Genomic DNA, 23,019 nt, shown 5'->3' with positions numbered 1-23,019 from the left:
GTCTCCACTTATCCGAAGCTCGAACGCGCGCCGACCGGGGTGGTGCACCGGCGGTCACGCTGGCGACGGTGTGTATCGCCTTGTTCATGCTGTTGCTCGATGTCACGATCGTCGCCGTCGCGCTACCCGACATCCAGCGGGAGTATCGGGCCGATCTGTCTGCGCTGCAATGGATCGTCGACGCCTATACGGTGCCGATCGCCGTGCTGCTGCTGACGATCGCGGTCGCCGGCGATCGCTACGGTCGCAAGGCCTTCTTCGTGGCCGGCCTCGGCGTGTTCACCGCCGCGTCGGTGGCCTGTGCGTTCGCACCGAACATAGTGGCGCTCAACGTATTGCGGGCGGTGCAAGGGTGTGGTGCCGCCGCGATGATGGGACTCGCCTTGCCGTTGATATCGGCGGCCTTCCCCGCGGCCGCCGGACGGGCCAAGGCGATCGGCGTCTATGGCGCCGTCATGGGATTGGCGACGGCGTCGGGTCCGGTGGTCGGTGGCGTGCTGGTCGAGTATCTGGACTGGCGCTGGATCTTCCTGATCAACCTGCCGATCGGGGCGATCGCCCTCGTCCTGGCCGCGCGGATACCGAACAGCAAAGACGCACAAGAGTTTTCGTTGGACATCGCGGGTACGGTACTGGCGACCGTGGCGTTGCTCGCGGTCGTCCTGGCACTGGTGAACGGCAACGGGTGGGGGTGGTCCGACACCAAGACGGTTGCGCTCTTCGTCGTCACGGTGGTGGCTGCGCTGCTGTTCGTCGGCGCCGAATTACGGGCGGCCGACCCGATGGTCGATCTGCGCCTGGTGGCACGGCCGGACTTCGCCGCGATCTGTGTCCCCGGGCTGATCGCTTTCGCCACGGTGACCGCGGCAGGCAACTATCTGGCGCTGTACTTCGTCAATACTTTGCACATGTCGGCCATCCACACCGGCTTGGCGCTCGTTCCGATGTCGGTGACCGCGTTGATCACCGCGCCGATTGTGTCGGCCGCGCAACGATTCCTGCCGGATGCGGTGTGGTACCTGCTCGGGCTGGCCGCGATTCTGGGCGGTGCCTGGTCGGCCGTGCACGTCTCGGCGGAAGGCGATTGGACTCAGTTCGTTCCGGTGTTGATCTGTTCCGGTATCGCGCTCGGGATCATCGTCCCGACCACCTCGGAGGCGGCACTGCGGGTTGCCGCCAACGTGCGGCCGGGGATGACCAGCGGTGTCGCCTCGACGGCGCGGCAACTCGGGACAGCGCTCGGGGTCGCGACCCTCGGGGCGGTGTTCGGATCGACGGTGCGGTCGAGCGCCGAGGACGCTCTGCGCGCCTTCCCGCAGATTCCGGACCAGCTTGCCCGCGGTGCCGTCGACGTACTCGCGGCGGGCGGATCGGTGGAGGGAGCGGCCGCGACGCCGAGCGTGCCGCCCGCGTTGGCCGACCAGCTCGTCGCGGCGGGGCACACGGCCAGCGCGGCCGGTATCGGTGCGATCCTGGCCACCTCGGCCGCGCTGGCGGGCGGCGGCATCGTGGTAGTGCTTGTGCTGGGCCTCATTTCACGCGCCGGTTACCGGACCGGTCACGCGAACTTGCCCGGATTCGCCGCGACTGCCCGGCGCAGGGAGGGGCGGGTGGCACGGTAGGCGGTGAGGACCGAGGCCAGTTCGTGCGGGGCGGCGCCGTGCATGATCACCGAGTGACAGCCCAGGTCGAATTCGCGCGAGATCTTCTGTACGCACTGCTCGGGGGAGCCGTATGCGGCCGAGGCGAGCCACTCGTCCGGGATGAGGGCATCGAACTGTTCGAGAACGTCGACCGAGGCGGACGCGTCGATCGGGCCCGCCGCCGCGGCGTCGAGGTAGAGCTGGGTGCCGCGGATGCGCTCCCAGACCTGCGGATCCCAGCCGTTGGCGGTGATGAGCACATCGGCGTAGGCCTGCAGGTAGGTCACCAAACGGCCGGTCCGCCTGCGCAATTGGTCCGCCGGGGAGAGCGCGTCGCTCGCCGTCGCCAGACACGACCAGATCCGGACGCTGTCCGGGTCCTTGCCCGCCCGTTCCGCGCCACGGCGCACCGCCGCAACGGATTTGGTGGTGGCCTCGTCGGAGAAGAAGGTGTGCAGCACCACGAAATCTCCGATCTCGCCGGCGAGTTCGAGCGTCTTCGGGCCGACGGCGACGAAGCCGATCGGCGGAGCCTCGTCGAGGCCGTTCTGGTGATACAGGACGGGCCAGGTCCCGGCGGGCCCGTCGTGCCCGATGATGGTCTCGCCGGCCCAGAGCCGGCGCAGCAGGGCGACGAAGTCCCGCAGTTGGGCCTCGGTGACCGCGGGCAGGCCGATCGCTTTCCAGTTCGCCGCCATGCCGCGGCCGAAGGCCATGGCGTATCGGCCCTCGGTGAGGGCCTGCATGGTGGAACCGATGGTGGCGGTGACCATCGGATGCCGGGTGTGGTGATTCGTGGCCGCCGCCGCGATCCCCAGATCGGTGGTGCACCCGGCGAGCCCGCCCGAGAGCACCGCGGAGTCCTTGACCGTCATCCGTTCACCGATCATGCACGAGCCCAGCCCCAATTCCTCGGCCGCGCGGGCTTCCGGGAACAGCACCCGGCATCGGCGGGATGCCGGGTGATGCAGTAGTACGCCAGTTCATTGAGTTGTTCGATCACGAGAGTGCGCTCCCCACAAGGATTGTCGTGTGGCCGGTGCTCAGGCGCCGAGTTCGGCGAGCAGTTCTTCGACCAGCGAGCGATGATGCAACAGCGATTCGATGTCGTCGGGCCGCGCCATCTCGCCGAAATGGATCTGCCGACCGCCCGAGCGCAGAAAGACGACGCAGTAGTTGAGCGCGGCGAACAGCGTGTACCAGGTGAGATCGCCGAGCGGCCGGCCCGCGCACTCGGCGTAGGTCGCCACGACGTCGGCTTCGCGGAGCAAGCCCGGCATGCCGGGGAGCCCGAAAGTCTGCGCGATCGTCTGAAAGACACGGTGCGCGAACACGAGCCAGGCCACGTCGAGTTCGCGGGGGCCGATCGTGGCCAGTTCCCAGTCGAGCACCGCGGCGGGCACGAAGTCCCGGTACAGGCAGTTGCCGATGCGCGCGTCGCCCCAGGACAGCACGTCGTCGCCGGACGTGGTCTCGGGCAGATTCGCGGTGAGCCACATCAGGATTCGCTCGACCAGCGGCGACGGACCGGTATCGCGCGCCGCGAACTCGTACCACGCGCGAGCGCGGTTCAAGGTGCGTTCGAGCGCGCTCGTGCCCGGATGCGCAGGGGTGAGGAAGCCGAAGACGGTGCGCGCGTCGGGAATAGCGTGCAGCGCGGCGATCGCCTCGATCGTGCTGTGCTGCAGTCTGTGTTGCTGTTCAGGGCTCGCGTCGAACAGCCAGTTGTCACCGAAGGTATACGGCATGACGTCGGGCGGCACCACGCCGTCCACGCGATCCATCAGCAGGAAGGGTGTGCCCAGGACCGCGCCGGTCGGCTCGATGAAGCGCACCCGCGGCACCGGCACGTCGCTCGTCTCGGCGACGAGGCGCATGGCGTCGAACTGAGCTTGCAGGTCGTAGTGCTCCAGGATGGGGAAATCACCCGGGGTGGGCACCATCCGGCCGATCAAGTCGACGGAACGCGGGGTACCGGCTTCGGCCCAGGTCGCGTTGAGCACCAGGGTTTCCGCCGACATGCCGTTGCTGTCGATGCCCGAACGCAGGGTGAGTCGCGGCCCGGCCGCCTCGGGCAGTTGGGTGGCCAGCCAGTCGGTGAGACGCGGGATCAGCGCGCTGGTGTCGCGGCTGCTGCGTTGCAGCCGCATGCCCGATTCGGGCTGGGATGAAGACATCGACCACTCCTGACAAGATTGCGCAGCTGCGGTAACCATCGGTCGCGCCGTTTCGGGGTGTCAACAGGTGTTCTCGATGAGCGGGAGCGGGTGTGGACAGCTCGCCGTGCCGGTGGTGGGGGTGAACGGCTAGTGTCGGGGCCGGGATTGGTTCTGCTCGAAAGATGGTCTGCGTGAACAGCGTTGTCAGCGTGTCGGCCCGCCGGGTCGAAAGTGCCTGCCCGAGGGGCGGTTCGGTGGAGTGCTCGGTCGGTGGCCGAGGGGGTCGGGGGTGAGCGGTATCGGCAGGCGCCGGTTCATGGTCGGCGCCGCCGGGGCTGCGGGTGTGCTGGCCGCTGGATCAGGAGTCGCCGGAACCGCCGGGTCGCGCTCGCCCGCGCAGTCCGGTGATCGCGAGGAAAAGCCCGATGCGCGTGCTGTTTCCAGTGCTGAGCTGAGCACCTTCTTCGCGACGGCCATGGTGGGCAATGCCCTGGAGGTCGACAGCGAAAGCGACGGCGACCTGTGGGTGACCTGCTGGGCCGACGACGACAACCTCTATTCGGTCAACGGTGACGGCAGCGGGTTCGCGGACGGGCCGCGGCACGACATCGTGGTCAACCGGATCAGCGGAGATCCCAAGAACGGGTTCACCGGTGAGGTGCTGGCGGTCGCCGACGAGGTCGGCGCGATCTGGGGCGATCCTGCGCACTACAACCGGAAGCCGACCGGGATCGTCTGCGTGGACGGGCGGCTGTATCTGGCGATTCAGGATCTGCGGCTGGGTCCGGGAGATATCGCCTTCAACGATGCGCCGGACGCCAGTGTCTCGTGGTCGGACGATCACGGGCGGACCTGGCACAAGACCCAGCAGCCGATGTTCACCGGCGGGGTCTTCACCACCGTCTTCTTCCTCGACTTCGGGCGCGACTCCGGCGATGCCGCAACGGCATTGGGTGCGGACGCGGCCCGCTACGTCTATGCGTACGGCCTGGACGGCAATTGGCGCGGATCGTTCACCGCGACGGTGGCCGACCCGTTCGACCTGTATCTCGCGCGTGCGCCCAAAGAGGCGGTCGAGCAACGCAACCGGTGGGAATTCTTCGCCGGGCTCGACGGTGAAACACCACGGTGGAGCAAACAGCTGACCGACCGGCGTGCGGTGCTGCGCGACACCCGGCGGCAGTATCCGACGCTGCGCAACTACCGGGAGTGGCCGCACAACCTGTCGGTGATCTCGCAGGGCGGGGTGGTGTACGTCAAACCGTTGAAACGGTATCTGTACACCTCGTGGACCGAGTACACCTACGAGTTCTACGAGGCGCCCACGCCGTGGGGCCCTTGGAAACTGTTCCTCACCAAGGACTTCGGCGGCTATCCGTGGTTCGGCCGGGGGCCGGGGTGCCCCGGTCCGAAGAACGGCGGTTATGCCACCACCATCCCGTCGAAGTTCATCGCCGCCGACGGGACGTCGATGTGGGTGCAGTCGAACTGGTGGGTGGGCAGCGCGGGCGGCGATACCGCCTACAGCTTCAACCTCCGCAAGATGACGTTGCTGCCGTACAGCGCACAGGCGCCGGCGAACCAGCCCGACCCGCGCGACAACCTGGCCTACACCGGCGCCGCGGTCACGCCCATCGAGAAATCCGCCCACTACGGCCACACCGAGTACTACAACGACGGTGATTTCACCAAGAGCGAGAACAGTTTCGACCAGGAGAACAAGGACCTTGACTTCTGGGGTTTCACCTGGTCCAAGCCTTACCTGGTGAACCAGGTGGTCTACACGACCGGAGAAATGTTCGACGACGGCGGCTGGTTCGCCGCGCACCTGCGCGTGCAGGTGCGCCAGGACTTCCGCTGGATCGACGTCCAGAACACCAAGATCGAGCCCCGCTACCCGTACACCGCGTCGACCGGCGCCTTCACCACCTACACCTTCAACTTCGCCACCACCTCCGGCGACGGCATCCGCATCATCGGAAAACCAGGCGGCAGCGCCTATTTCACCTCGATCGCAGAACTCGAGGTCTACTACCGCTAGGGCGCAGCGTCCGCGTCCTAGTATAGGCGGCAATCACAGCGCTACCTCGGGGAGTTGCGATGGACGAAAGCGGCTCGGCCCGGGCGAATGCGGCGCTGTCGCGGCGGCTGGGCGTCGGCGACGCCGTGATGATCGGGCTCGGGGCGATGATCGGCGCGGGCATCTTCGCCGCGTTGGGCCCGGCGGCGCAGGCCGGGGGCGCGGGGATGCTGATCGGGCTCGGGATCGCGGCGGTGGTCGCCTTCTGTAACGCGATTTCTTCGGCGCGGCTGGCTGTTCGGTATCCGGCTTCCGGGGGCACGTATGTGTACGGGCGGGAGCGGTTGGGGCCGTTCTGGGGCTACCTGGCGGGCTGGAGTTTCGTGGTGGGCAAGTCTGCATCCTGTGCGGCGATGGCATTGACTGCCGGAATCTACCTGTGGCCGGCGCACGCCCATGCGGTCGCGGTCGGCGCGGTGGCGACGCTGACCGCGGTCAATTATCGCGGCGTGCAGAAATCGGCGTGGCTGACCCGGGTCATCGTGGTCGTGGTGCTGCTCGTGCTCGCGGTGGTGGTCGTCACCGCTGTCGGTTCGAACCGAATAGATTGGCAGCGAATGCAGTTCGGCGGTGCGCTGACGGCTACGGGTGTGCTGCAAGCGGCCGGTCTGCTGTTCTTCGCCTTCGCCGGGTACGCGCGCATCGCCACACTCGGTGAGGAGGTCCGTGACCCGGCCCGGACGATTCCGCGCGCGATACCGCTGGCCCTCGGCGGCACATTCGCCGTGTACACGTCGGTGGCGGTGGCCGCGCTGGGCGTGCTCGGGCCCGATCGGTTGGCGACGGCAGCGGCACCGCTCGTCGCGCTGGTGCAGGTCGCCGGCGCGGAGTGGCTGGAACCGGTGGTACGCGCGGGCGCCGCCGTCGCCGCCTTGGGTGCGCTGTTGGCGCTGATCCTCGGCGTCTCCCGCACCACCTTGGCCATGGCCCGCGATCGCCACCTGCCGCACGGACTCGCCGCCGTGCATCCGCGATTCAGGGTCCCGCACCGCGCCGAGGTGGTGGTCGGCGTGCTCGTCGCGGTCACCGCCGCCACCACCGATCTGCGCGCCGTGATCGGGTTCTCTTCGTTCGGCGTGCTGGTCTACTACGCCATCGCGAATGTGTCGGCCTGGACCCTGTCCCGCGACGAAAACCGGCCGCCCCGAGTGATTCCCGCGGCGGGGTTGCTCGGCTGTCTGGTCCTGGCGTTCACCTTGCCGGTCGGGTCCATCGTCGCCGGGGCGGGCGTCATCGCCGCGGGTGCAGTCCTGTACGTCGTACGTGTACTGCGGAACAGGTGGCTCAATCGGGGTAGAGGTGGGTGATCGGGAGTCGGTGATCGGAGTGCAGGCGGGCGGCCACGAGTGCGCGATGGCAGGCCTGCGGATCGCGTTCGACGCAGAACAGGGCGGTCGCGCGGTCGCTCGGGAGGTCTTGCACGAGGGTGGTGAGGTCGAACGGGTCGAGGATCTCCCGGGTGTAGCGCTCGGCGTACGCACCGGCCAAGGTGACCCGGCTACGCTTGCCGACGCCTGCGAGATCGTCGGCGCGGTACTGGAGTTCGCGTAGTTCGGTCGTCGGTGCCAGCCCTTTCACATGGCGATACTCGATGCCCGTCGCGGCGAGCGCGTGCTGGAGGCGGGCCGAGTTCGCCCAGGCGTACTCCGGCCCGCGGACACCGCGGCGCTGGCGCAGGTCGAGCAGCAGTCCGACGCCCGCCGCGGTGAGCGCCGCGAGGAAGGTCTCGACGGTGCCGCCATAGACGCCGATCGTCGCAATAGGTTTCATCGCAGCCTTTCGACGGTGGCGGTGGGCACGGTCGATCCGGCCCACCGCCGTGGTGCTTACGGGAGCAGTGTCGGCTGGTCCACGGCCCACAACCAGGACCCGTCCGGCTGGCGGCGGGCGACCTCGGCGGCGATCTCGCCGGTGGTCAGAGTGGTCGTCGTCAGGGCCAGGTCGCCGCTCACCAGGGCCGGGTGCTGCCTGCCCGGGACGAGTACCGGCGCGGCGGCCACGAACTGCTCGTAGACCTTGCGGATCTCCGCGTGTCCGGTCGCGAAGTGGCCCGGCGGGAACTCCAGCACCGCGTTCGCTTCGTACAGCGCCACCAGTCCGTCGACATCGCCCGCGTTGGCGCGCTCGATGAAGTAGTTGCCCAGGTCGTTGGGCTCGGTGGCCACTTTGTTGTTCGTCATACCTACTACACTCGCAGCAAATCACGACATCTTGTGTCGCGTATTTCTGCGAAGGTTTTTCTATGCGTGCCGATCGGCTGGTCTCCCTGGTGCTGCTGCTGCGCCGCCATGGCAGGCTGTCGGCGACCGCGCTCGCCCGCGAACTGGAGGTCTCCACCCGGACCGTGCTGCGCGATATCGAGGCGCTGTCCGCGGCAGGCGTGCCCGTATACGCCGAGCGCGGCAGGCACGGCGGGTTCGCCTTACTGCCGGGCTTCCAGACCGAGCTGACGGGCCTGAACCACGACGAGGCACTGGCGCTGCTGGTGGCCGGATCACGGCCGGGCGCGGAGGCTTTCGGGCTAGGCTCGGCGCTCGCCTCGGCGATGCGCAAGGTGGTCGACGCGCTGCCCGAGAGCTATCGGGTGACCGCGGCAGGCGCGGCCGAACGATTGCTGATCGATCCGGGCACCGATCTGCTGTCGCGGCGCACGGTCCCCGAGGCGGTGCCCGACGCGGTGGCGCGCGAGGTCCGGCGCGCGGTGCTGGCCGGGCACAAGTTGCGTATCCACTACGCGGCGGTGGATCAGGAGCCGGCCTGGCGCACGGTGGACCCCATCGGCTTGGTCACCGTGCGCGATCAGGCCTACTTGCTGGCCACACGGTCCGGCGCGGACCGCACCTACCGCCTGTCGCGTATTTCGGCCGCCGAGGAACTGCCGGAACCCGCGCAGCGACCGGACCGGGTCGATCTGGATCGGGCCTGGCAGGAACGCGGCACGCGGTTTCGCACCGGCGGCGACCAGGTGGCGGTGCACGCCCGGGTGCACCCGTCGCGACGCGCGGAGTTGGTCGGCACCGTGCTGGCCGTGCGCGCCGAGGCAACGGACGCGGACGGCTGGTCGCGGCTGGAGGTGACCTTTCAGGACGCGAGACACGCCGAATGGGCGCTCTGGCAATTGGCCGCGAACGCGGAAGTCCTTGCCCCGCAGTGGCTGCGGACTGTCCTGCACGATCGAGCCGCCGAACTGGCCGTCCACTACGAAGGCCCACCACTTGACCTCGACACTGGTTGAGCTTTTAGCGTCGATTGCGACGATAGGAGTTCGACAATGGCAACACTGGTAACCGGCGCAACCGGAAATACCGGCAGGCATGTGGTGGCAGAGCTGGTGCGCCGCGGGGAGCGCGTCCGAGCCTTGTCGCGTAATCCCGCTGCGGCGCACATGTTCTCGTCGGCGGTGGAGGTGGTGGCGGGCACGCACACGGCCCCTGAGACGCTCGATGCCGCCTTGGCGGGCATCGAGCGCTTGCACATCACGGTGACGGCCGGTCTGGCCGAAGTCGGTCCGGAACTCGTACGCAAGGCAGTGGCGGCGGGGGTGCGGCGGATCACCGTGGTGTGGGGCGGCGCGGTGGGGCCCGTCGAGCAGGCTGTCGCGGACTCGGGTGTGGCATGGACCCGGCTGGAACCTCAGGAGTTCATGTCGAATACGTTGACGTGGCGGGACTCGGTGGTCGATGAAGGCGTCGTGCGCGAACCGTACGATTCTCCCAGTGCGCTGGTGCACGAGGCGGATATCGCCGCGGTAGCCGCGGTGGCGCTGCTCGAGGACGGCCACGCGGGGCGCGCCTACAACCTCACCGGGCCCGAATCGCTGACGCCGCAACAGCGTATCGCGATCCTGTCCCGGGCGATCGGGCGCGATATCGGCTTTGTGCGGATCGGTCACGAGCAAGCCATCAACAGGCTGACGGCTACCGGGGTGTCTCGCGCCGATGCCGAATACGTGATCGGCTGGTACGCGGCGCCGGACGCGGCCGCGACCACCGTCGTCGAGACCGTCGCCCAGGTAACCGGCCGTCCGGCAAGGACTTTCGCGCAGTGGGTGGACGAGCACGCGGAGCGCTTCCGGTCTGTGCGGATCGATGGTGCCGCGGTGTCGTGAGCGGAAGCGATGCGGCGCCGGCCTTGTAAGGCGTACGGCCGTACGTATAGTATTTCGCACATGATGACGGCGGCTGTGGTGAAGAAGCAGATCTCAGAGCTGGGTGGGGCGTTCATGCTTTCCCGGGAAGTCAAGGAATTCGGCAGTGCCATCGGGGTGAGCGGGTTCCACGGCCCGTACACCCGGGGCCGCGGCGGTGTGCTCGGCGAGGTGGACGCGGACGTGGTCGCCGCGGGCTTCGGCTTCTTCGCGCCGGAGCGCGTCCGGTCGGCCTGGGAGTCGACGCCGATCGCCGCTGCCGAAGCGGCACAGGCGTATTCGGCTGCCTGCCAGGATTTCGGTCGCCGCAAACTCGCCTCGTTCGAAGCCGCGGACCGGCTGGCGGAACTGCTGGAGCGGGTGGCCGCCGCGGCGTCGCCGGCCGGGCTGTCGTTGTTCGCGGGCTGGCGGGCGATGCCGCTACCCGCGGATGGGCTCGGCCGGGCCACGCTGCTGTTGCACGTGGTGCGCGAACTGCGGGGTGGGCTGCACTTCCTCGCGGTGACGGCGTGCGGGCTGACGCCGCTGGAGGCGATTCTCGTCTCCGGGTCACCGATGCTCGACGGTGGTGATCAGGCTCGCCTGCTCGGCTGGCCCGAACCGTTCGCGACACCGACGCCGGAGCAGCGCGAGCGCTGGGAAGCCGCGGAAGCCTTGACCGACAAGCTGATTCAGCCGTGCTTCGAGGTACTCGACGAATCCGAGCAGCAGGAGCTCGGGGCGCTGCTGACCGACGCGCACCGCGCCGCGTTCACCCGCGAATCGTCTGCTCGACGGTAGGTCCCTACCCCCGTTCGGGGGTTACCGCCGAGTGACCCACATCACTATGGTCCTCTCACCCCGCGCCTGGACTGGCGGCGCAGGGGATGAAATGAGGACCGCATGAAAAGACTGTCGCCACAACAGGCAACGATGACGACGACCGGCACGAGCATGCGCCGGGTGGCCGTCGCGAGCTGTATCGGCACCACCATCGAATTCTACGATTTCTTCATCTACGGGACCGCGGCGGCGCTCGTCTTTCCGAAGGTCTTCTTCCCGGCGCTCGGGTCGACGGCGGGCACGGTCGCCTCGTTCGCGACGTTCGCCGTGGCGTTCATCGCACGCCCGGTGGGCGCCATGATCTTCGGTCATTTCGGCGACCGCATCGGCCGTAAGAAGACCCTCGTCTCCACGCTGTTGCTGATGGGCATCTCCACGCTGCTGATCGGCCTGCTGCCCGGCGCGGCGACCATCGGCGTCGCGGCACCGCTGATCCTGGTGCTGCTGCGCTTCGGTCAGGGTTTCGCCGTCGGCGGCGAATGGGCGGGCGCGACCCTGCTCACCGCCGAATACGCGCCGCCGGGCAAACGCGGTCTCTACGCGATGTTCCCGCAGATCGGTCCCGCGTTCGCATTCGCGTTGTCCAGCAGCACTTTTCTCATCACCGGCACCTTTCTCGGCGACACCGACGATGCCTTCCTCACCTGGGGCTGGCGCATCCCGTTCGTGTTCTCGATCGTTCTGGTCGGCGTCGGGCTGTATGTGCGGCTGGTGATCGAGGAGACTCCGGTCTTCCGTGCGACCGCGAACGAGCGCGCGCTCGACACCGGGCAGGCGCGGCTGCCCTTCCTGGAGGCCTGGCGGCAGCAGACCAGGGAAATCCTGCTGTCCGCAGGCGCTTTGGCCACGTTGTTCGCCTTCTTCTACATGGGCACCGCCTTCCTCACCAGCTACGGCACCAAGACGCTGGGGTTCAGCCGCCCGTTCGTGCTGACCGTCGGCATCGGGGCGGCGGTGATATTCGGTGCGGCGACCGTGCTTTCGGCCATCTATTCCGACCGGCTGGGCCGCCGCCGGGTCATCATGGTGTCCTCCGCGTTGGCGATCGTCTGGTCGCTGGTGCTTTTTCCCCTGCTGGACAGTGGATCTCGGCCCGCCTTCGTGCTCAGTGTGCTGACCACGCTGGCCATCTTCGGTATCGCGTACGGGCCGTGCGGTGCATTGCTGCCGGAGATGTTCCGGACCCGCTACCGCTACACCGGCGCGGGTCTCGGCTACAACCTGGCCGGGGTGCTCGGCGGTGCGATTCCGCCCCTGGTGGCCACGCCGCTCTCGTCGGCATACGGCAGCAACGCGATCGGAGTCATGCTGGCGGGTCTGGCCGTCTTGAGTTTCTGCTGTGCCAAGGCGTTGGTGGAAACCAAGGGCCAAGCGCTGTAGCCACGGCGAATGCCGATGGAGGCCACACCTGACTTGTTCGGGTGTGGTCTTCGGCTGTGCGGCACCGACCTTGCGGCGCTGAGCTGGCTACTTACCTGGACGTGCGCAACTCCCGGGGAAAGTGCGTACTTGTCCGCGCTTGTCGCCTGCCTCGACACTGGCGGAGCACGAGGCCGTGTGCCTGCCTGGTAGACAACGCGATCGGAGCCGCAATGACGGAACAGAAAACGCCGGTGACGGTGCTCGGCACCGGGTCCATGGGTTCCGCGGTGGCCGCGGCGTTCGTCGCGGCGAAACACCCGACCACCGTGTGGAACCGGAGCCCGGAGCGGGCGGCGCCGCTCGTGGCCGCCGGCGCGCGGCAACACCTGGCTGTGGCCGACGCCGTGGCGGCGAGCCCGCTGATCATCTCCGCGATGACCACGTTCGAGGCGACCAGGGCGGCGCTGGCGGCAGCCGAAGCCGAGCTGGCCGGTCGCGTTCTGGTCACGACCAACAGCGGAATCCCCTCCGAAGCAAGGGAATTCGCAAACTGGGTGACCGGGCTGGGTGCGCGCTTCCTCGGCGGCGCGATCAAGAATGTCCCGTCGGCGATCGGCGCGCCCGACACCCTGCTGTACTTCGGTGGCGCGCCTGCCGTCTTCGCCGAGCACGTGGACACGCTGCGCGTATTGGGCGGGGAGGTGGTCCATCTCGGCACCGAGCCGGATCTCGCGGCACTGTTCGAATCCGCGGTCGGCGCAACCCTGCTGCCCGCGCTGCTCGGCTTCTTCGAAGGCGCGGCGATCCTGGCCGGGCGCGGTATCCCGGCACAGTCGATGGTGCCGTATTCGATCAAATGGCTAGCGATGATCGCATCGATCCTGCCGGTCGTCGCCGACGAGATCGACAGCAAGGACTACACCCGGCTCGGGTCGTCGATCGCGTTGTTCTACACCGCGATCGACGACGACGAGCGGCTCGCCCAGGAGTCCGGGGTGGACATGTCCTGGCACGGCCCGATGCACGAGCTGCTGCGCCGGGCGGTGGCCGACGGCCGGGGCGCGCAGAGCATCACCGCCCTGATCGAACTGCTGCGCGCGGATCAGGGGCATCTGACGGTGTAGTCCCACTTGGTGCCACTCGGGCCGGTGACGCGGACCATGACGGCGGTGGCGGTGCCCGCGGGCAGGCCGACGGTGATCGAGCCGGTGCCTTGATTGAGATGGTCGCCCACATAACCCGTGGTGCGCACCAGCGCGCCCTGGTAGAAGACGTCGATCTTGTCCGGGACGTCGTAGGTCTCGTACGCCAGGACGAAGGAGAGCGGGCCGCCGCGGCCGAGTTCGTGCATGGTGTCGGTGACGCCCGCGCCGCCGGATTTGGTCGACTGGTTGCAGCGCTGGGTGGGCGGTTGCGGCGTGCCGGGGCCGCTGCCGCTTCCGGCGCTACCACTACCGCTACCGGTGTCCGAACTGCCGGAGCTACCGGTGCCCGGCCCGGCGGACGCGCCGGCCGAGGCCGCGACGGTCAGTGCCGCGGCCATGACGGTGGCCGCAGCCATGTCGCGCAGGCCTGGACGACGAATCACACTCTGGCTCAACACTTTTCCTCCACCGAAGCTTGGTTTCGATTGCGCTGACCACGATGCCACCGGCGCGAGCCTGGGGATATCCACCGTTCGGCCGACAGATCGATGTCCGCGTTCGGTAGCGGTGGCGGGCCGAACTGTGTTGCGATGGTCCGCATGACATCCGGTGCACCGGGGTTGCCCCGGTCGACGCAGGGGAAGGTGTCGGATGGTCGTCCGTATGCGACGGATGGGGGAGGGATCGAATGCGCCGTCGGGACTCGATCGCGGGACGGCAGGCCGGCGAGTACGTCGATTCCGCTGATCGATGATCTGTTAACAAATGTAAACCGCCCGAGAACCCGCTGTTTCCGAACAATCACATGATCGGCGTCGAAACAGGCGAACCGCCCGGTGTTTCGGCCGGTCGGCAAGCTCACGTGCAGGTCGAACGGCTGTGCGAGGGCGGGCGCGGGCGGCCCGCCGTGACCGGGAGATTGCCGTGATCTCACACCGCACAACCCGTCCGGGCGGGGTGTGAGGGAACCGTTTGGACGCAGGTCCCGTGGTCCTTACAGTCTGAGCACCAGCCCGATTTTCACAGCTCGAAGGGGGCGTCGTGGCGCACCGACCGACCGACCGATCAAACGCCGACGCCGGTGACGCACTGCTGCGGTTGGGCAAGTATTTTCACCGCGGCGAGATTTCGGCGGACCAGCGCACGCTGCACAAGGTCGGCGGACGCGCGGCCGACGAGTTCTATCGCGACCGATGGTCACACGACAAGGTGGTGCGCTCGACCCACGGCGTGAACTGCACCGGGTCCTGCTCGTGGAAGATCTACGTGAAAGACGGTGTCATCACCTGGGAATCGCAGCAGACCGACTATCCCTCGGTCGGGTCGGACAAGCCGGAGTACGAGCCGCGGGGGTGCCCGCGCGGCGCGTCGTTCTCCTGGTACACCTACTCGCCCGCCCGAATCCGCTATCCGTATGTGCGCGGCGTGCTGCTGGAGATGTACCGCGAAGCCAAGTCTCGGCTCAAGGACCCGGTGCTGGCCTGGGGTGACATCGTCGAGGACGCCGCGAAAGCGAAGCGCTACAAGTCATCTCGTGGCAAGGGTGGCTTCGTGCGCGCCGAGTGGTGGGAGGCGGCCGAGATCGCGGCGGCGGCGCATGTTTACACGATCAAGCGGTACGGTCCGGATCGGGTGGCGGGTTTCTCGCCGATTCCGGCGATGTCGATGGTCAGTCATGCGGTTGGTGCGCGGTTCATCTCGTTGCTGGGTGGGTCGATGTTGTCGTTCTATGACTGGTATGCCGATCTGCCGGTGGCGTCGCCGCAGGTGTTCGGTGATCAGACCGATGTGCCGGAGTCGGCGGATTGGTTCGATGCCGGGTATCTGATCATGTGGGGTTCGAATGTGCCGGTGACGCGGACGCCGGATGCGCACTATATGACCGAGGCGCGGTATCGGGGGCAGAAGGTCGTGGTGGTGTCGCCCGACTATGCCGACAATACGAAGTTCGCCGATGAGTGGGTGGCGGCGCGGCCGGGAACCGATGCGGCGCTTGCCATGTCGATGGGGCACGTGGTGCTGCGCGAGTTCTTCGTCGAACGGTCGACGCCCCGGTTCCTCGATTACGTCAAGCGCTACACCGATCTGCCGTTCTTGGGCTCACAGAACAACCCCGTCATATCCAACGGCGGCCTAAACACCGGCAACTGCTCACCCAACTCGATCATCCAATCATGATCCAAATAGAAATGCTGCCGCCCCGACAACGTATGCCACGGCTTACACCGCTCCACATTGATCGTGAACGGCGAATACCGCCGCCCACCCGACTCACTCCCCGACCACTCCGGCGAGGTGATCACCGGCACCGGACGCGCCTGCGTATCCGCAAAACTGATCCGCTTACCCTCATGCTCCGCAGCCAAATCCGCCAGCTCAGTACCCGTACGACGCTCCAACGCCTCGAAACCCTGCACCGCGAGCCGCCCATTGGTCGTGCCCGACAGCGCCAGAATCGCCTCCGCGGCATGGGTGTCCTTCGCCAGTGACGGACGCCCCTGAGCCACACCGGAAACCACGGTGCCGTTGACACCCGCGAGGTATTTCACCTCCTCCTCCGGATACGTCGTCACCCCCTTGGTGGTCAGGCCCAGCGTCTCGACCAACGGCCCCAGCGCGGCCATCTTCTCGGCGATCTTGGGGTAGTCCCGTTCCACCAGCACCAGTTTGGGCATCGTCTGACCCGGAATCGGCTCGCACTCACCGGCTTTCCAGTCCAGCACCCGCCCACCGGCCTGCGCCATCGCATCCGGCGAATCATGCTGCAACGGCACCGCCACGATGTCTTTGCGGACACCCAGGTGCTTTTCGGCCATCCACGAGAAGCCGCGCGCGATCCGGTGGAACGCCTCGAAGTCGGTCTTCGCTTCCCACGGCGGTGAAATCGCCGGGGAGAAGGCGTGCACGAACGGGTGCATGTCGGTCGAGGACAGGTCGTGCTTCTCATACCAGGTCGCCGCGGGCAGCACGATATCGGAGAACAATGTCGTGCTCGTCATCCGGAAGTCCAGCGACAACAGCAGATCCAGCTTCCCCGTCGCCGCCTGCTCCCGCCACACCAGCTCCTGCGGCCGCACACCGGTCACATCGGTGGTCTGCAAATTCGAATCCGCACCCAGCAGATGCTTGTGGAAGTACTCGTTACCCTTACCCGACGAACCGAGCAGGTTCGCACGCCACACCGTCAGACAGCGCGGGAAGTTCTCCGGGTCATCGGGGTCCTCACACGCGAAACGCAGGTCACCGGATCTCAATTCGTCCACGACATGCTCGGGCGCGGACTTCCCCGCACGCTCGGCCTCGTCCGCCAGATCCAGCGGATTGCGGTCGAAGGTCGGATAACTCGGCATCCAACCCAGCCGGCTCGCCAACGCGATATTGTCCGCCGCAGTGCGCCCCGCGAAACGTCCCTCCCCCAACGGCGAAGCGAACGCCTCCGCGGTGAACGGGTCATAGCGCCACTGATTGTTGCTGAGATACCAGAAGACGGTGCCCTGCATCTGGCGCGGCGGGCGCTGCCAGTCCAGCCCGAAAGCCAGTGTGGACCAACCGGTTACCGGCCGGCACTTCTCCTGCCCGACATAGTGCGCCCAGCCGCCGCCGTTCGCCCCTTGGCAGCCGGTGAGCAGCGTCAGCGTGAAGAACGCACGATAGATCTGATCGGAATGGAACCAGTGATTGGTGCCCGCACCCATCAGGATCATCGACCGGCCGCCCGAACGCTCGGCATTGTCGGCGAATTCACGCGCGATCCGGGTCGCCTGAACGGCCGGCACACCGGTGACCGCCTCCTGCCACGCGGGCGTATACGGCTCGGACGCATCGTCGTAACCGGTCGGCCAGGTCCCTGGCAGACCGTCGCGCGCGACACCGTACTGCGCCAGCAGCAGATCGAACACGGTGGTGACCCGCTTGCCCGCGACGACCATCGTCGGCACACCACGGGTCAGCACACCGGGCACATCGGTGTCGAAGCGGGGAAACCGCACGGCCGCAGCATCATCGGTGCGGCCGTGCAGCGTCAGCAGCGGATCGACGCCCGCCAGGTCGAGGTTCCACCGTCCGGTGCCGGACGCGCCGAACCGGTCGCCCAGCGATCCGTTGGGCACCACCGGATTCGCGTCGGCGTCCAGCAACACCGTACGGAACTCGTCACCCGCGTCCGGTTCGGCGACCCCCTGCGCCACCGAACCGGACGCGGCGAGGTCGGCCGCAGTGAGGAACTTGCCGGGTACATAGCCGCCGTCCCGCTCGTCGAGGGTGATCAAGGTCGGGGCGGTGTCGGAGCGGGGTGTGACGGTGCGGTATTTGACGCCGCATTCGAAGTGGTCGATTCATTCGGCGTATCAGGACAATTTGCATATGTTGACGTTGTCGCGGGGTGGGCCCTCGATCTGGATGTCGGAGCGTGACGCGGCGAAGATCGGTGTGGCCGATAATGATTGGATCGAGGCGGTCAACCGTAACGGGGTGGTGGTGGCGCGGGCGATCGTGTCGCATCGGATGCCCGAGGGCACGGTGTTCATGTATCACGCGCAGGACCGGGCGGTGGGTGTACCCAGGATCGAGGACCGCCCGCAGGTCGATGACGCGCGGGGTAAGCGGGGCGGGATCCATAACGCGTTGACCCGGATCATGATCAAGCCGTCGCATTTGATCGGCGGGTATGCCCAGCAGTCGTTCGCGTTGAATTATCACGGCCCGACCGGTAACCAGCGCGACGAGGTCACCACGATCCGGCGCCGTAGCCAGGAAGTGGAGTACTGAGATGCGTGTCATGGCACAACTGGCGATGGTGATGAACCTGGACAAATGCATCGGCTGCCACACCTGCTCGGTGACGTGTAAACAGGCGTGGACCAACCGCGGCGGCACCGAATACATGTGGTTCAACAACGTCGAAACCCGTCCCGGGCAAGGCTATCCCCGCCAGTACCAAGACCAAGACCGGTGGAAAGGCGGCTGGAGGCTCAACCGGCGCGGCAAACTGACGTTGAAGTCGGGGTCACGGTTCACACGGCTGCTCAACCTTTTCGCCAACCCCGACCTGCCCACGGTCGCCGACTATTACGAGCCGTGGAGCTATGACTACGACACTTTGCTCTCGGCCCCGGCGATGGACACCACCCCGGTCGCACGCCCGAAATCCTTGATCACCGGCGCCGACACCCAGATCACGTGGGGTGCGAACTGGGACGACGACCTCGGTTCCGGACCCGAACAGGTCGGTAAGGATCCGTTGCTGGGGCGGTTGTCCGACCAGGTGAAACTCGAGTTCGAGCAAACCTTCATGTTCTACCTGCCGCGGATCTGTGAGCATTGCTTGAATCCGTCGTGTGCGGCGTCGTGCCCGTCCGGGGCGATCTACAAACGCGCCGAGGACGGGATCGTGCTCGTCGATCAAGACAAATGCCGGGGCTGGCGCCACTGCGTCACCGGCTGCCCCTACAAGAAGATCTACTTCAACCACAAAACCGGCAAAGCCGAGAAATGCACCTTCTGCTACCCGCGCATCGAGGTCGGGATCCCGACCGTGTGCTCGGAAACCTGCGTCGGCCGCCTGCGCTACATCGGCGTCATGCTCTACGACGCCGACAAAGTCGGTCAAGCTGCCGCGGTCACCGACCCCCACGACCTCTACCCCGCCCAACTCGGCGTCTTCCTCAACCCCCACGACCCCCGCGTCATCACCGAAGCCGAACACGCCGGCATCTCCCCGGAATGGATCCAAGCCGCCCAGGACTCCCCGGTCTACAAACTCATCGCCGACTACCAAATCGCCCTACCCTTACACCCGGAATACCGCACCATGCCCATGGTCTGGTACATCCCACCCCTCTCACCCATCGTCGACGTGTTGACCGAAACCGGCCACGACGGCGAAAACCCCCACAACCTCTTCGGCGCCATCGACACCCTCCGCATCCCCATCGAATACCTCGCCGAACTGTTCACCGCAGGCGAAATCGGACCCGTCCGCGCCGCGTTGCAACGACTGGCCGGGATGCGCGCATTCATGCGCTCGATCAACCTCGGCGAAGAACCCGACCCTGCGATCGCCCCCTCGATTCGGCTCGAACCCGAAGAAATCGAAGCCCTCTACCGACTACTCGCCATCGCCAAATACGAACACCGCTACGTCATCCCGTCCGGTGCCGGATCAGAAGCACACCAACTCGACGCCCTCGCCACCGGATGCAGCCTCGACACCGACGGCGGACCGGGCATGACCGCCCTCGACACCATGGTCGAAAAGTTCCACCTCACCGACACCAACGGCGCTGCGCCGGAAGAGAAGTCCGCTCGCGTCAACCTGCTCAACTGGGATGGCAAGAGCACCGACGGATTGTTGCCTTCAGCGCAGAACGGCACCAACGGCAGGGAAAAGCACAACGGTACGAACGGAAACGGCACGCACGGACACGGCGCGGCGGCGAACGGGAGCAATGAGGCTGTGCCGGAAGGCACGCCGCGCGCCGCCCCGACACCCACGGGGACACCGCAATGAACAAGAGCCCAGCATGGCGCTGCTGAAGGTCCGGCGCAGGCCGGAGCCCGCGGTGCCCATGGCCGAGCGGGACCGCCGCCTGGTCTGGCGGATCGCCGCGCTACTGCTCGACTATCCCAGCGAACAGCTGCTCGCGCTGACCGGCGAACTGCTCGACGCCGCAACAGAATTGCCGCCCGCGGTGCGGGACCCGCTGCTCGGATTCCTTGCCCATATCCGGGCCGCCGTGCCACTGGACCTCGCGGCCGAATACGTCCGCACATTCGATATGCGCCGACGCTCCAGCATGCACCTGACCTTCTACGCGTACGGCGATACCCGCAAGCGCGGGATGGCACTGCTCCGCTTCAAACACGCCTATCGGCAGGCGGGTGTCGAACTCGGCGACGAGGAATTGCCCGATCACCTGGCGGTGCTGCTCGAGTTCGCGGCTACGGTCGACCCGATCGGCGGCGAACGATTGCTCGGCGAGCACGTACCGGTGCTCGAGCTGCTCCGGCTCTCGTTGGCGGACAGCGGTTCTCCGTACGCCGACGTGCTCGCCGCCGTGCTGGCCACGCTGCCGCCGCCGACCACCGCGGACCGGCGGCGCATCGCCGAATTGGCCGCCCAGGGGCCACCGGAGGAAGAAGTGGGACTCGAGCCGTTCGCCATGGATCCCACGATGTTCGCGCAAGGAGAAGGCCGCCGATGACCAGCACCCTATGGTTGACCCTGCCGTATGTGGCGTTCACCTCGTTCGTTCTCGGCCATCTGTGGCGCTATCGAAACGACCAATTCGGCTGGACCACAAGGTCTTCCCAGGTTTACGAAAGCCGCCTGCTGCGCCTGGGCAGCCCGCTGTTCCACTTCGGCATGCTCGGCGTGATCGGCGGTCACGTGCTGGGGGTGCTGATACCGGAATCGTGGACGGCCGCGATCGGCATCTCCGAGCACACCTATCACCTGATCGCGGTTTCGGCGGGTTCGATCGCGGGGGTGGCCGTGCTCGCCGGCGTTGCCATCCTGCTCTATCGCCGGATCACCGTGCCCGCGGTGCGCAAGGCCACCACTGCCAACGACAAAGTGATGTACGTCCTGCTGGCCGGCGCGCTGGTCACCGGACTGCTCAACACCTGGGGCAGCAACCTGGTTTGGGGCACCTACAACTATCGCGAGACCGTTTCCCCTTGGTTCCGTAGTCTTTTCACGCCGCATCCGGAACCGGAGCTGATGGTCGGCACGCCGTGGACCTTCCAGCTGCACGGCCTGATCGTGCTCGTCCTGATCGGCGTCTGGCCCTACACCCGCCTGGTGCACATGTTCAGCGCGCCCATCGGCTACCTCACCCGTCCCTATGTGGTGTACCGCCGCAAGCAGTCCAGCGCGCCCGACACCCGCCGCTACGCCCGCGCCTGGGATGCTCCGGTCACGCCTGATCGCTGGCGCTGAACCGGCGGCTCGGGTTCCGCCCGAGACCTGAAAAGCCGTGTGCGCCCCGACCTTTCGAGGTCGGGGCGCACCCGGCTTTGGTGCTGTTCCAGCAGGTCAGCGGCTGCTGTGTGCGGCCGCTTCGGCTTCCAGGACGAAGGCTTCCGCCTCGACCACCACGTCGGGTTCGGCGCCGGCCCTGGGACGCCGCAGGAAGACGGCCCAGACCACCAGGGCGCAGGCGACGTAGAACGCCATGAAGACCCAGAACGCGATCGTCGCGGACTGGGTGGAGGCGTAGGAGGAGCGCAGCATCAGATTGATGCCGACACCGCCGAGCGCACCGATCGCGCCGACAAAGCCGATGAGTGCGCCGCCGGTGTTGCGGGCCCACGCGGCCTGCCCGGCACGGGGGAGATCCAGGCTCTTGGACTTGGCGTCGAACACCGACGGGATGATCTTGGTGACGGACCCGTTGCCGATGCCCGACAGAATGAACAGGGCGATGAACCCGGCGATCAGCGTCACCATCGCCGCTCCGCTCGGAACGCCGCCGTTGCGATCACCGAGCGTGCTCGCCACCACGACCAGTACCGCCGCCGCCATCATCGCCCCGAAGACGTACATGGTCACCTTGCTGCCGCCGATCCGGTCGGCCCACTTGCCACCGTACGGGCGGGCCAGCGAACCGAGCAGCGGACCGATGAACGCGATCTGCGCGGCGTGCAGCGCCGCCTGCGCGGCGGTGTCACCGCCTGCTTTGAAGCTGATCTGCAGGACCTGGCCGAACGCGAAGCTGTAGCCGATGAACGAGCCGAACGTGCCGATGTACAGGAACGCGATCGCCCAGGACTGTGGCACTTTCAGCGCCGCGAGCATATCGGTGAGATCGGCCTTCTGATTGCGCAGATTGTCCATGTACAGGGCGGCGCCGAGGGCGGCGACCGCCACCAGGACCAGATAGATCGCGCAGATCAGGGATGCGTAGTCGTTGCCGAGCGTCGCGATGATCAGCAGGCCGAGCAGTTGAATCGCCGGCACGCCGATATTGCCGCCGCCCGCGTTCAGCCCCAGCGCCCAGCCCTTGAGTCGCTGCGGGTAGAAAGCGTTGATATTCGTCATCGACGAGGCGAAGTTGCCGCCACCGACGCCGGCGAACGCGGCCACGATCAGAAATGTCGTGTACGAGGTGCCGGGCTGATTGATGAAATACAGCGTGAGCAGCGTCGGAATCAGCAGCAGGACCGCGCTGAAGATGGTCCAATTGCGACCGCCGAATTTCGCGGTGGCCACCGTGTACGGAATGCGCAGGATCGCGCCGACCAGCGTCGGCACCGCAACCAGGAAGAACTTGCCGGCCGGGTCGATGCCGTAGGTTTCGGTCGGCATGAACAGCACCATCACCGACCAGATCGACCACACCGAGAATCCGACATGCTCGGCGACGACCGACCAGATCAGATTTCGTCTGGCGATATCTTTTCCACCCGCGTCCCAGGCCGCGACATCCTCGGCATCCCAATTCTCGATGTCACGGTTACGCGTCAGCATGCTCAACTCAGGCCTCCCATAATCGGTTGAACCCAAGGTATGCAGCGGGTATTGCGGACATGATGCGCGCAATGACCGGGAGATCAACGCTTGCTCACGGGCCGCACGAGCGGCGCGTGAAACGAAATGGCCTACATGCGACCTTTGTGGGCTGCATCACTCCTGCCCAGCCGAGTGGCAGGAATTACCCTG

17 protein-coding genes and 3 pseudogenes are annotated in these 23,019 nt (G+C 66.9%); 13 read left to right on the top strand and 7 right to left on the bottom strand.

Annotation, left to right across the window (positions count from 1 at the left end):
• Window positions 1-68: 68 nt before the first annotated feature.
• Window positions 69-1,622, top strand: coding sequence for an MFS transporter (locus tag O3I_RS22400; RefSeq protein ID WP_167829161.1), 1,554 nt, complete (start codon window positions 69-71; stop codon window positions 1,620-1,622).
• Here the strand turns inward: O3I_RS22400 and O3I_RS22395 are convergent.
• Window positions 1,559-2,584, bottom strand: coding sequence for a TIGR03857 family LLM class F420-dependent oxidoreductase (locus tag O3I_RS22395; RefSeq protein WP_014985260.1), 1,026 nt, complete (start codon window positions 2,582-2,584; stop codon window positions 1,559-1,561). The two genes, O3I_RS22400 and O3I_RS22395, sit on opposite strands and share 64 nt — an antisense overlap.
• A gap of 102 nt (window positions 2,585-2,686) precedes the next feature.
• Window positions 2,687-3,820 (bottom strand): phosphotransferase family protein, encoded by a 1,134-nt coding sequence (locus O3I_RS22390; RefSeq protein ID WP_041562781.1) that lies wholly within the window; start codon window positions 3,818-3,820, stop codon window positions 2,687-2,689.
• A 271-nt stretch (window positions 3,821-4,091) separates the two neighbouring features.
• On the opposite strand from O3I_RS22390, the gene O3I_RS45590 reads away from it, so the two are divergent.
• Complete coding sequence (locus tag O3I_RS45590; protein WP_014985258.1) at window positions 4,092-5,843, top strand: hypothetical protein; 1,752 nt, start codon at window positions 4,092-4,094, stop codon at window positions 5,841-5,843.
• Window positions 5,844-5,902: 59 nt separating this feature from the next.
• On the top strand, window positions 5,903-7,189 hold the full coding sequence (locus O3I_RS22380; RefSeq protein WP_014985257.1) for an APC family permease: 1,287 nt from the start codon (window positions 5,903-5,905) through the stop codon (window positions 7,187-7,189).
• Here O3I_RS22380 and O3I_RS22375 read toward each other — a convergent pair.
• Together O3I_RS22375 and O3I_RS22370 are read right to left on the bottom strand one after the other, a co-directional pair.
• The gene (locus O3I_RS22375; protein ID WP_014985256.1) at window positions 7,167-7,652 is read right to left on the bottom strand and encodes a DUF488 domain-containing protein; all 486 of its coding nucleotides are present in this window, start codon (window positions 7,650-7,652) and stop codon (window positions 7,167-7,169) included. The two genes, O3I_RS22380 and O3I_RS22375, sit on opposite strands and share 23 nt — an antisense overlap.
• A 56-nt stretch (window positions 7,653-7,708) precedes the next feature.
• Window positions 7,709-8,062, bottom strand: a complete 354-nt coding sequence (locus tag O3I_RS22370) for a YybH family protein (protein ID WP_014985255.1) — start codon at window positions 8,060-8,062, stop codon at window positions 7,709-7,711.
• Between the two features lie 62 nt (window positions 8,063-8,124).
• Between O3I_RS22370 and O3I_RS22365 the strand changes: the two genes are divergently transcribed.
• The 5 genes from O3I_RS22365 (at window position 8,125) to O3I_RS22345 (ending at window position 13,337) form a co-directional block, all read left to right on the top strand.
• On the top strand, window positions 8,125-9,117 hold the full coding sequence (locus O3I_RS22365) for a helix-turn-helix transcriptional regulator (protein WP_014985254.1): 993 nt from the start codon (window positions 8,125-8,127) through the stop codon (window positions 9,115-9,117).
• 36 nt (window positions 9,118-9,153) lie between these two features.
• Window positions 9,154-9,990 (top strand): NmrA family NAD(P)-binding protein, encoded by an 837-nt coding sequence (locus O3I_RS22360; RefSeq protein WP_041562780.1) that lies wholly within the window; start codon window positions 9,154-9,156, stop codon window positions 9,988-9,990.
• Between the two features lie 60 nt (window positions 9,991-10,050).
• Window positions 10,051-10,809 (top strand): SCO6745 family protein, encoded by a 759-nt coding sequence (locus O3I_RS22355; RefSeq protein WP_014985252.1) that lies wholly within the window; start codon window positions 10,051-10,053, stop codon window positions 10,807-10,809.
• A 102-nt stretch (window positions 10,810-10,911) separates the two neighbouring features.
• On the top strand, window positions 10,912-12,231 hold the full coding sequence (locus tag O3I_RS22350; protein WP_041562779.1) for an MFS transporter: 1,320 nt from the start codon (window positions 10,912-10,914) through the stop codon (window positions 12,229-12,231).
• 212 nt (window positions 12,232-12,443) lie between these two features.
• A complete protein-coding gene (locus O3I_RS22345; RefSeq protein ID WP_014985250.1) occupies window positions 12,444-13,337 on the top strand; it encodes an NAD(P)-dependent oxidoreductase in 894 nt (297 codons plus the stop codon).
• Here O3I_RS22345 and O3I_RS22340 read toward each other — a convergent pair.
• Window positions 13,316-13,774 (bottom strand): hypothetical protein, encoded by a 459-nt coding sequence (locus tag O3I_RS22340; RefSeq protein ID WP_014985249.1) that lies wholly within the window; start codon window positions 13,772-13,774, stop codon window positions 13,316-13,318. The genes O3I_RS22345 and O3I_RS22340 overlap by 22 nt on opposite strands.
• Before the next feature lie 625 nt (window positions 13,775-14,399).
• Here O3I_RS22340 and O3I_RS43945 point away from each other — a divergent pair.
• Window positions 14,400-15,455, top strand: a pseudogene (locus tag O3I_RS43945) (molybdopterin-dependent oxidoreductase); the annotation flags it as partial.
• On the opposite strand, the pseudogene O3I_RS22335 reads toward O3I_RS43945, so the two are convergent.
• A pseudogene (locus O3I_RS22335) lies at window positions 15,446-17,632 on the bottom strand (molybdopterin-dependent oxidoreductase); the annotation flags it as partial. The pseudogenes O3I_RS43945 and O3I_RS22335 sit on opposite strands and share 10 nt — an antisense overlap.
• A gap of 16 nt (window positions 17,633-17,648) precedes the next feature.
• Here O3I_RS22335 and O3I_RS22330 point away from each other — a divergent pair.
• The 4 genes and pseudogenes from O3I_RS22330 to narI form a co-directional block, all read left to right on the top strand.
• Window positions 17,649-18,125, top strand: a pseudogene (locus O3I_RS22330) (molybdopterin dinucleotide binding domain-containing protein); the annotation flags it as partial.
• Between the two features lies 1 nt (window position 18,126).
• The gene (gene narH, locus O3I_RS22325) at window positions 18,127-19,866 is read left to right on the top strand and encodes a nitrate reductase subunit beta (RefSeq protein WP_014985245.1); all 1,740 of its coding nucleotides are present in this window, start codon (window positions 18,127-18,129) and stop codon (window positions 19,864-19,866) included.
• A gap of 13 nt (window positions 19,867-19,879) precedes the next feature.
• Window positions 19,880-20,560, top strand: a complete 681-nt coding sequence (narJ, locus tag O3I_RS22320) for a nitrate reductase molybdenum cofactor assembly chaperone (protein ID WP_014985244.1) — start codon at window positions 19,880-19,882, stop codon at window positions 20,558-20,560.
• Window positions 20,557-21,297, top strand: coding sequence for a respiratory nitrate reductase subunit gamma (narI, locus tag O3I_RS22315; RefSeq protein ID WP_014985243.1), 741 nt, complete (start codon window positions 20,557-20,559; stop codon window positions 21,295-21,297). Before narJ ends, narI begins: the two co-directional genes overlap by 4 nt.
• 96 nt (window positions 21,298-21,393) lie before the next feature.
• On the opposite strand, the gene O3I_RS22310 is transcribed toward narI, so the two are convergent.
• Window positions 21,394-22,827 (bottom strand): nitrate/nitrite transporter, encoded by a 1,434-nt coding sequence (locus tag O3I_RS22310; RefSeq protein WP_014985242.1) that lies wholly within the window; start codon window positions 22,825-22,827, stop codon window positions 21,394-21,396.
• Window positions 22,828-23,019: the final 192 nt, after the last annotated feature.

It is taken from the genome of Nocardia brasiliensis ATCC 700358 (assembly GCF_000250675.2).
Taxonomy (GTDB): domain Bacteria; phylum Actinomycetota; class Actinomycetes; order Mycobacteriales; family Mycobacteriaceae; genus Nocardia; species Nocardia brasiliensis_B.
The sequence above is the reverse complement of the archived record's forward strand: the minus strand, read 5'-3'. Positions and strand labels throughout refer to the sequence as shown.

Bases quoted from the DNA above. Each gene is read 5' to 3' on its own strand.
- O3I_RS22355 (WP_014985252.1), top strand. From the start codon at position 10,051: ATGATGACGGCGGCTGTGGTGAAGAAGCAGATCTCAGAGCTGGGTGGG.
- O3I_RS22340 (WP_014985249.1), bottom strand. From the start codon at position 13,774: ATGGCTGCGGCCACCGTCATGGCCGCGGCACTGACCGTCGCGGCCTCG.
- O3I_RS22345 (WP_014985250.1), top strand. From the start codon at position 12,444: ATGACGGAACAGAAAACGCCGGTGACGGTGCTCGGCACCGGGTCCATG.
- O3I_RS22310 (WP_014985242.1), bottom strand. From the start codon at position 22,827: ATGCTGACGCGTAACCGTGACATCGAGAATTGGGATGCCGAGGATGTC.
- narJ (WP_014985244.1), top strand. From the start codon at position 19,880: ATGGCGCTGCTGAAGGTCCGGCGCAGGCCGGAGCCCGCGGTGCCCATG.
- O3I_RS22380 (WP_014985257.1), top strand. From the start codon at position 5,903: ATGGACGAAAGCGGCTCGGCCCGGGCGAATGCGGCGCTGTCGCGGCGG.
- O3I_RS22360 (WP_041562780.1), top strand. From the start codon at position 9,154: ATGGCAACACTGGTAACCGGCGCAACCGGAAATACCGGCAGGCATGTG.
- narH (WP_014985245.1), top strand. From the start codon at position 18,127: ATGCGTGTCATGGCACAACTGGCGATGGTGATGAACCTGGACAAATGC.
- O3I_RS22370 (WP_014985255.1), bottom strand. From the start codon at position 8,062: ATGACGAACAACAAAGTGGCCACCGAGCCCAACGACCTGGGCAACTAC.
- narI (WP_014985243.1), top strand. From the start codon at position 20,557: ATGACCAGCACCCTATGGTTGACCCTGCCGTATGTGGCGTTCACCTCG.
- O3I_RS22375 (WP_014985256.1), bottom strand. From the start codon at position 7,652: ATGAAACCTATTGCGACGATCGGCGTCTATGGCGGCACCGTCGAGACC.
- O3I_RS22365 (WP_014985254.1), top strand. From the start codon at position 8,125: ATGCGTGCCGATCGGCTGGTCTCCCTGGTGCTGCTGCTGCGCCGCCAT.
- O3I_RS22390 (WP_041562781.1), bottom strand. From the start codon at position 3,820: ATGTCTTCATCCCAGCCCGAATCGGGCATGCGGCTGCAACGCAGCAGC.
- O3I_RS22350 (WP_041562779.1), top strand. From the start codon at position 10,912: ATGAAAAGACTGTCGCCACAACAGGCAACGATGACGACGACCGGCACG.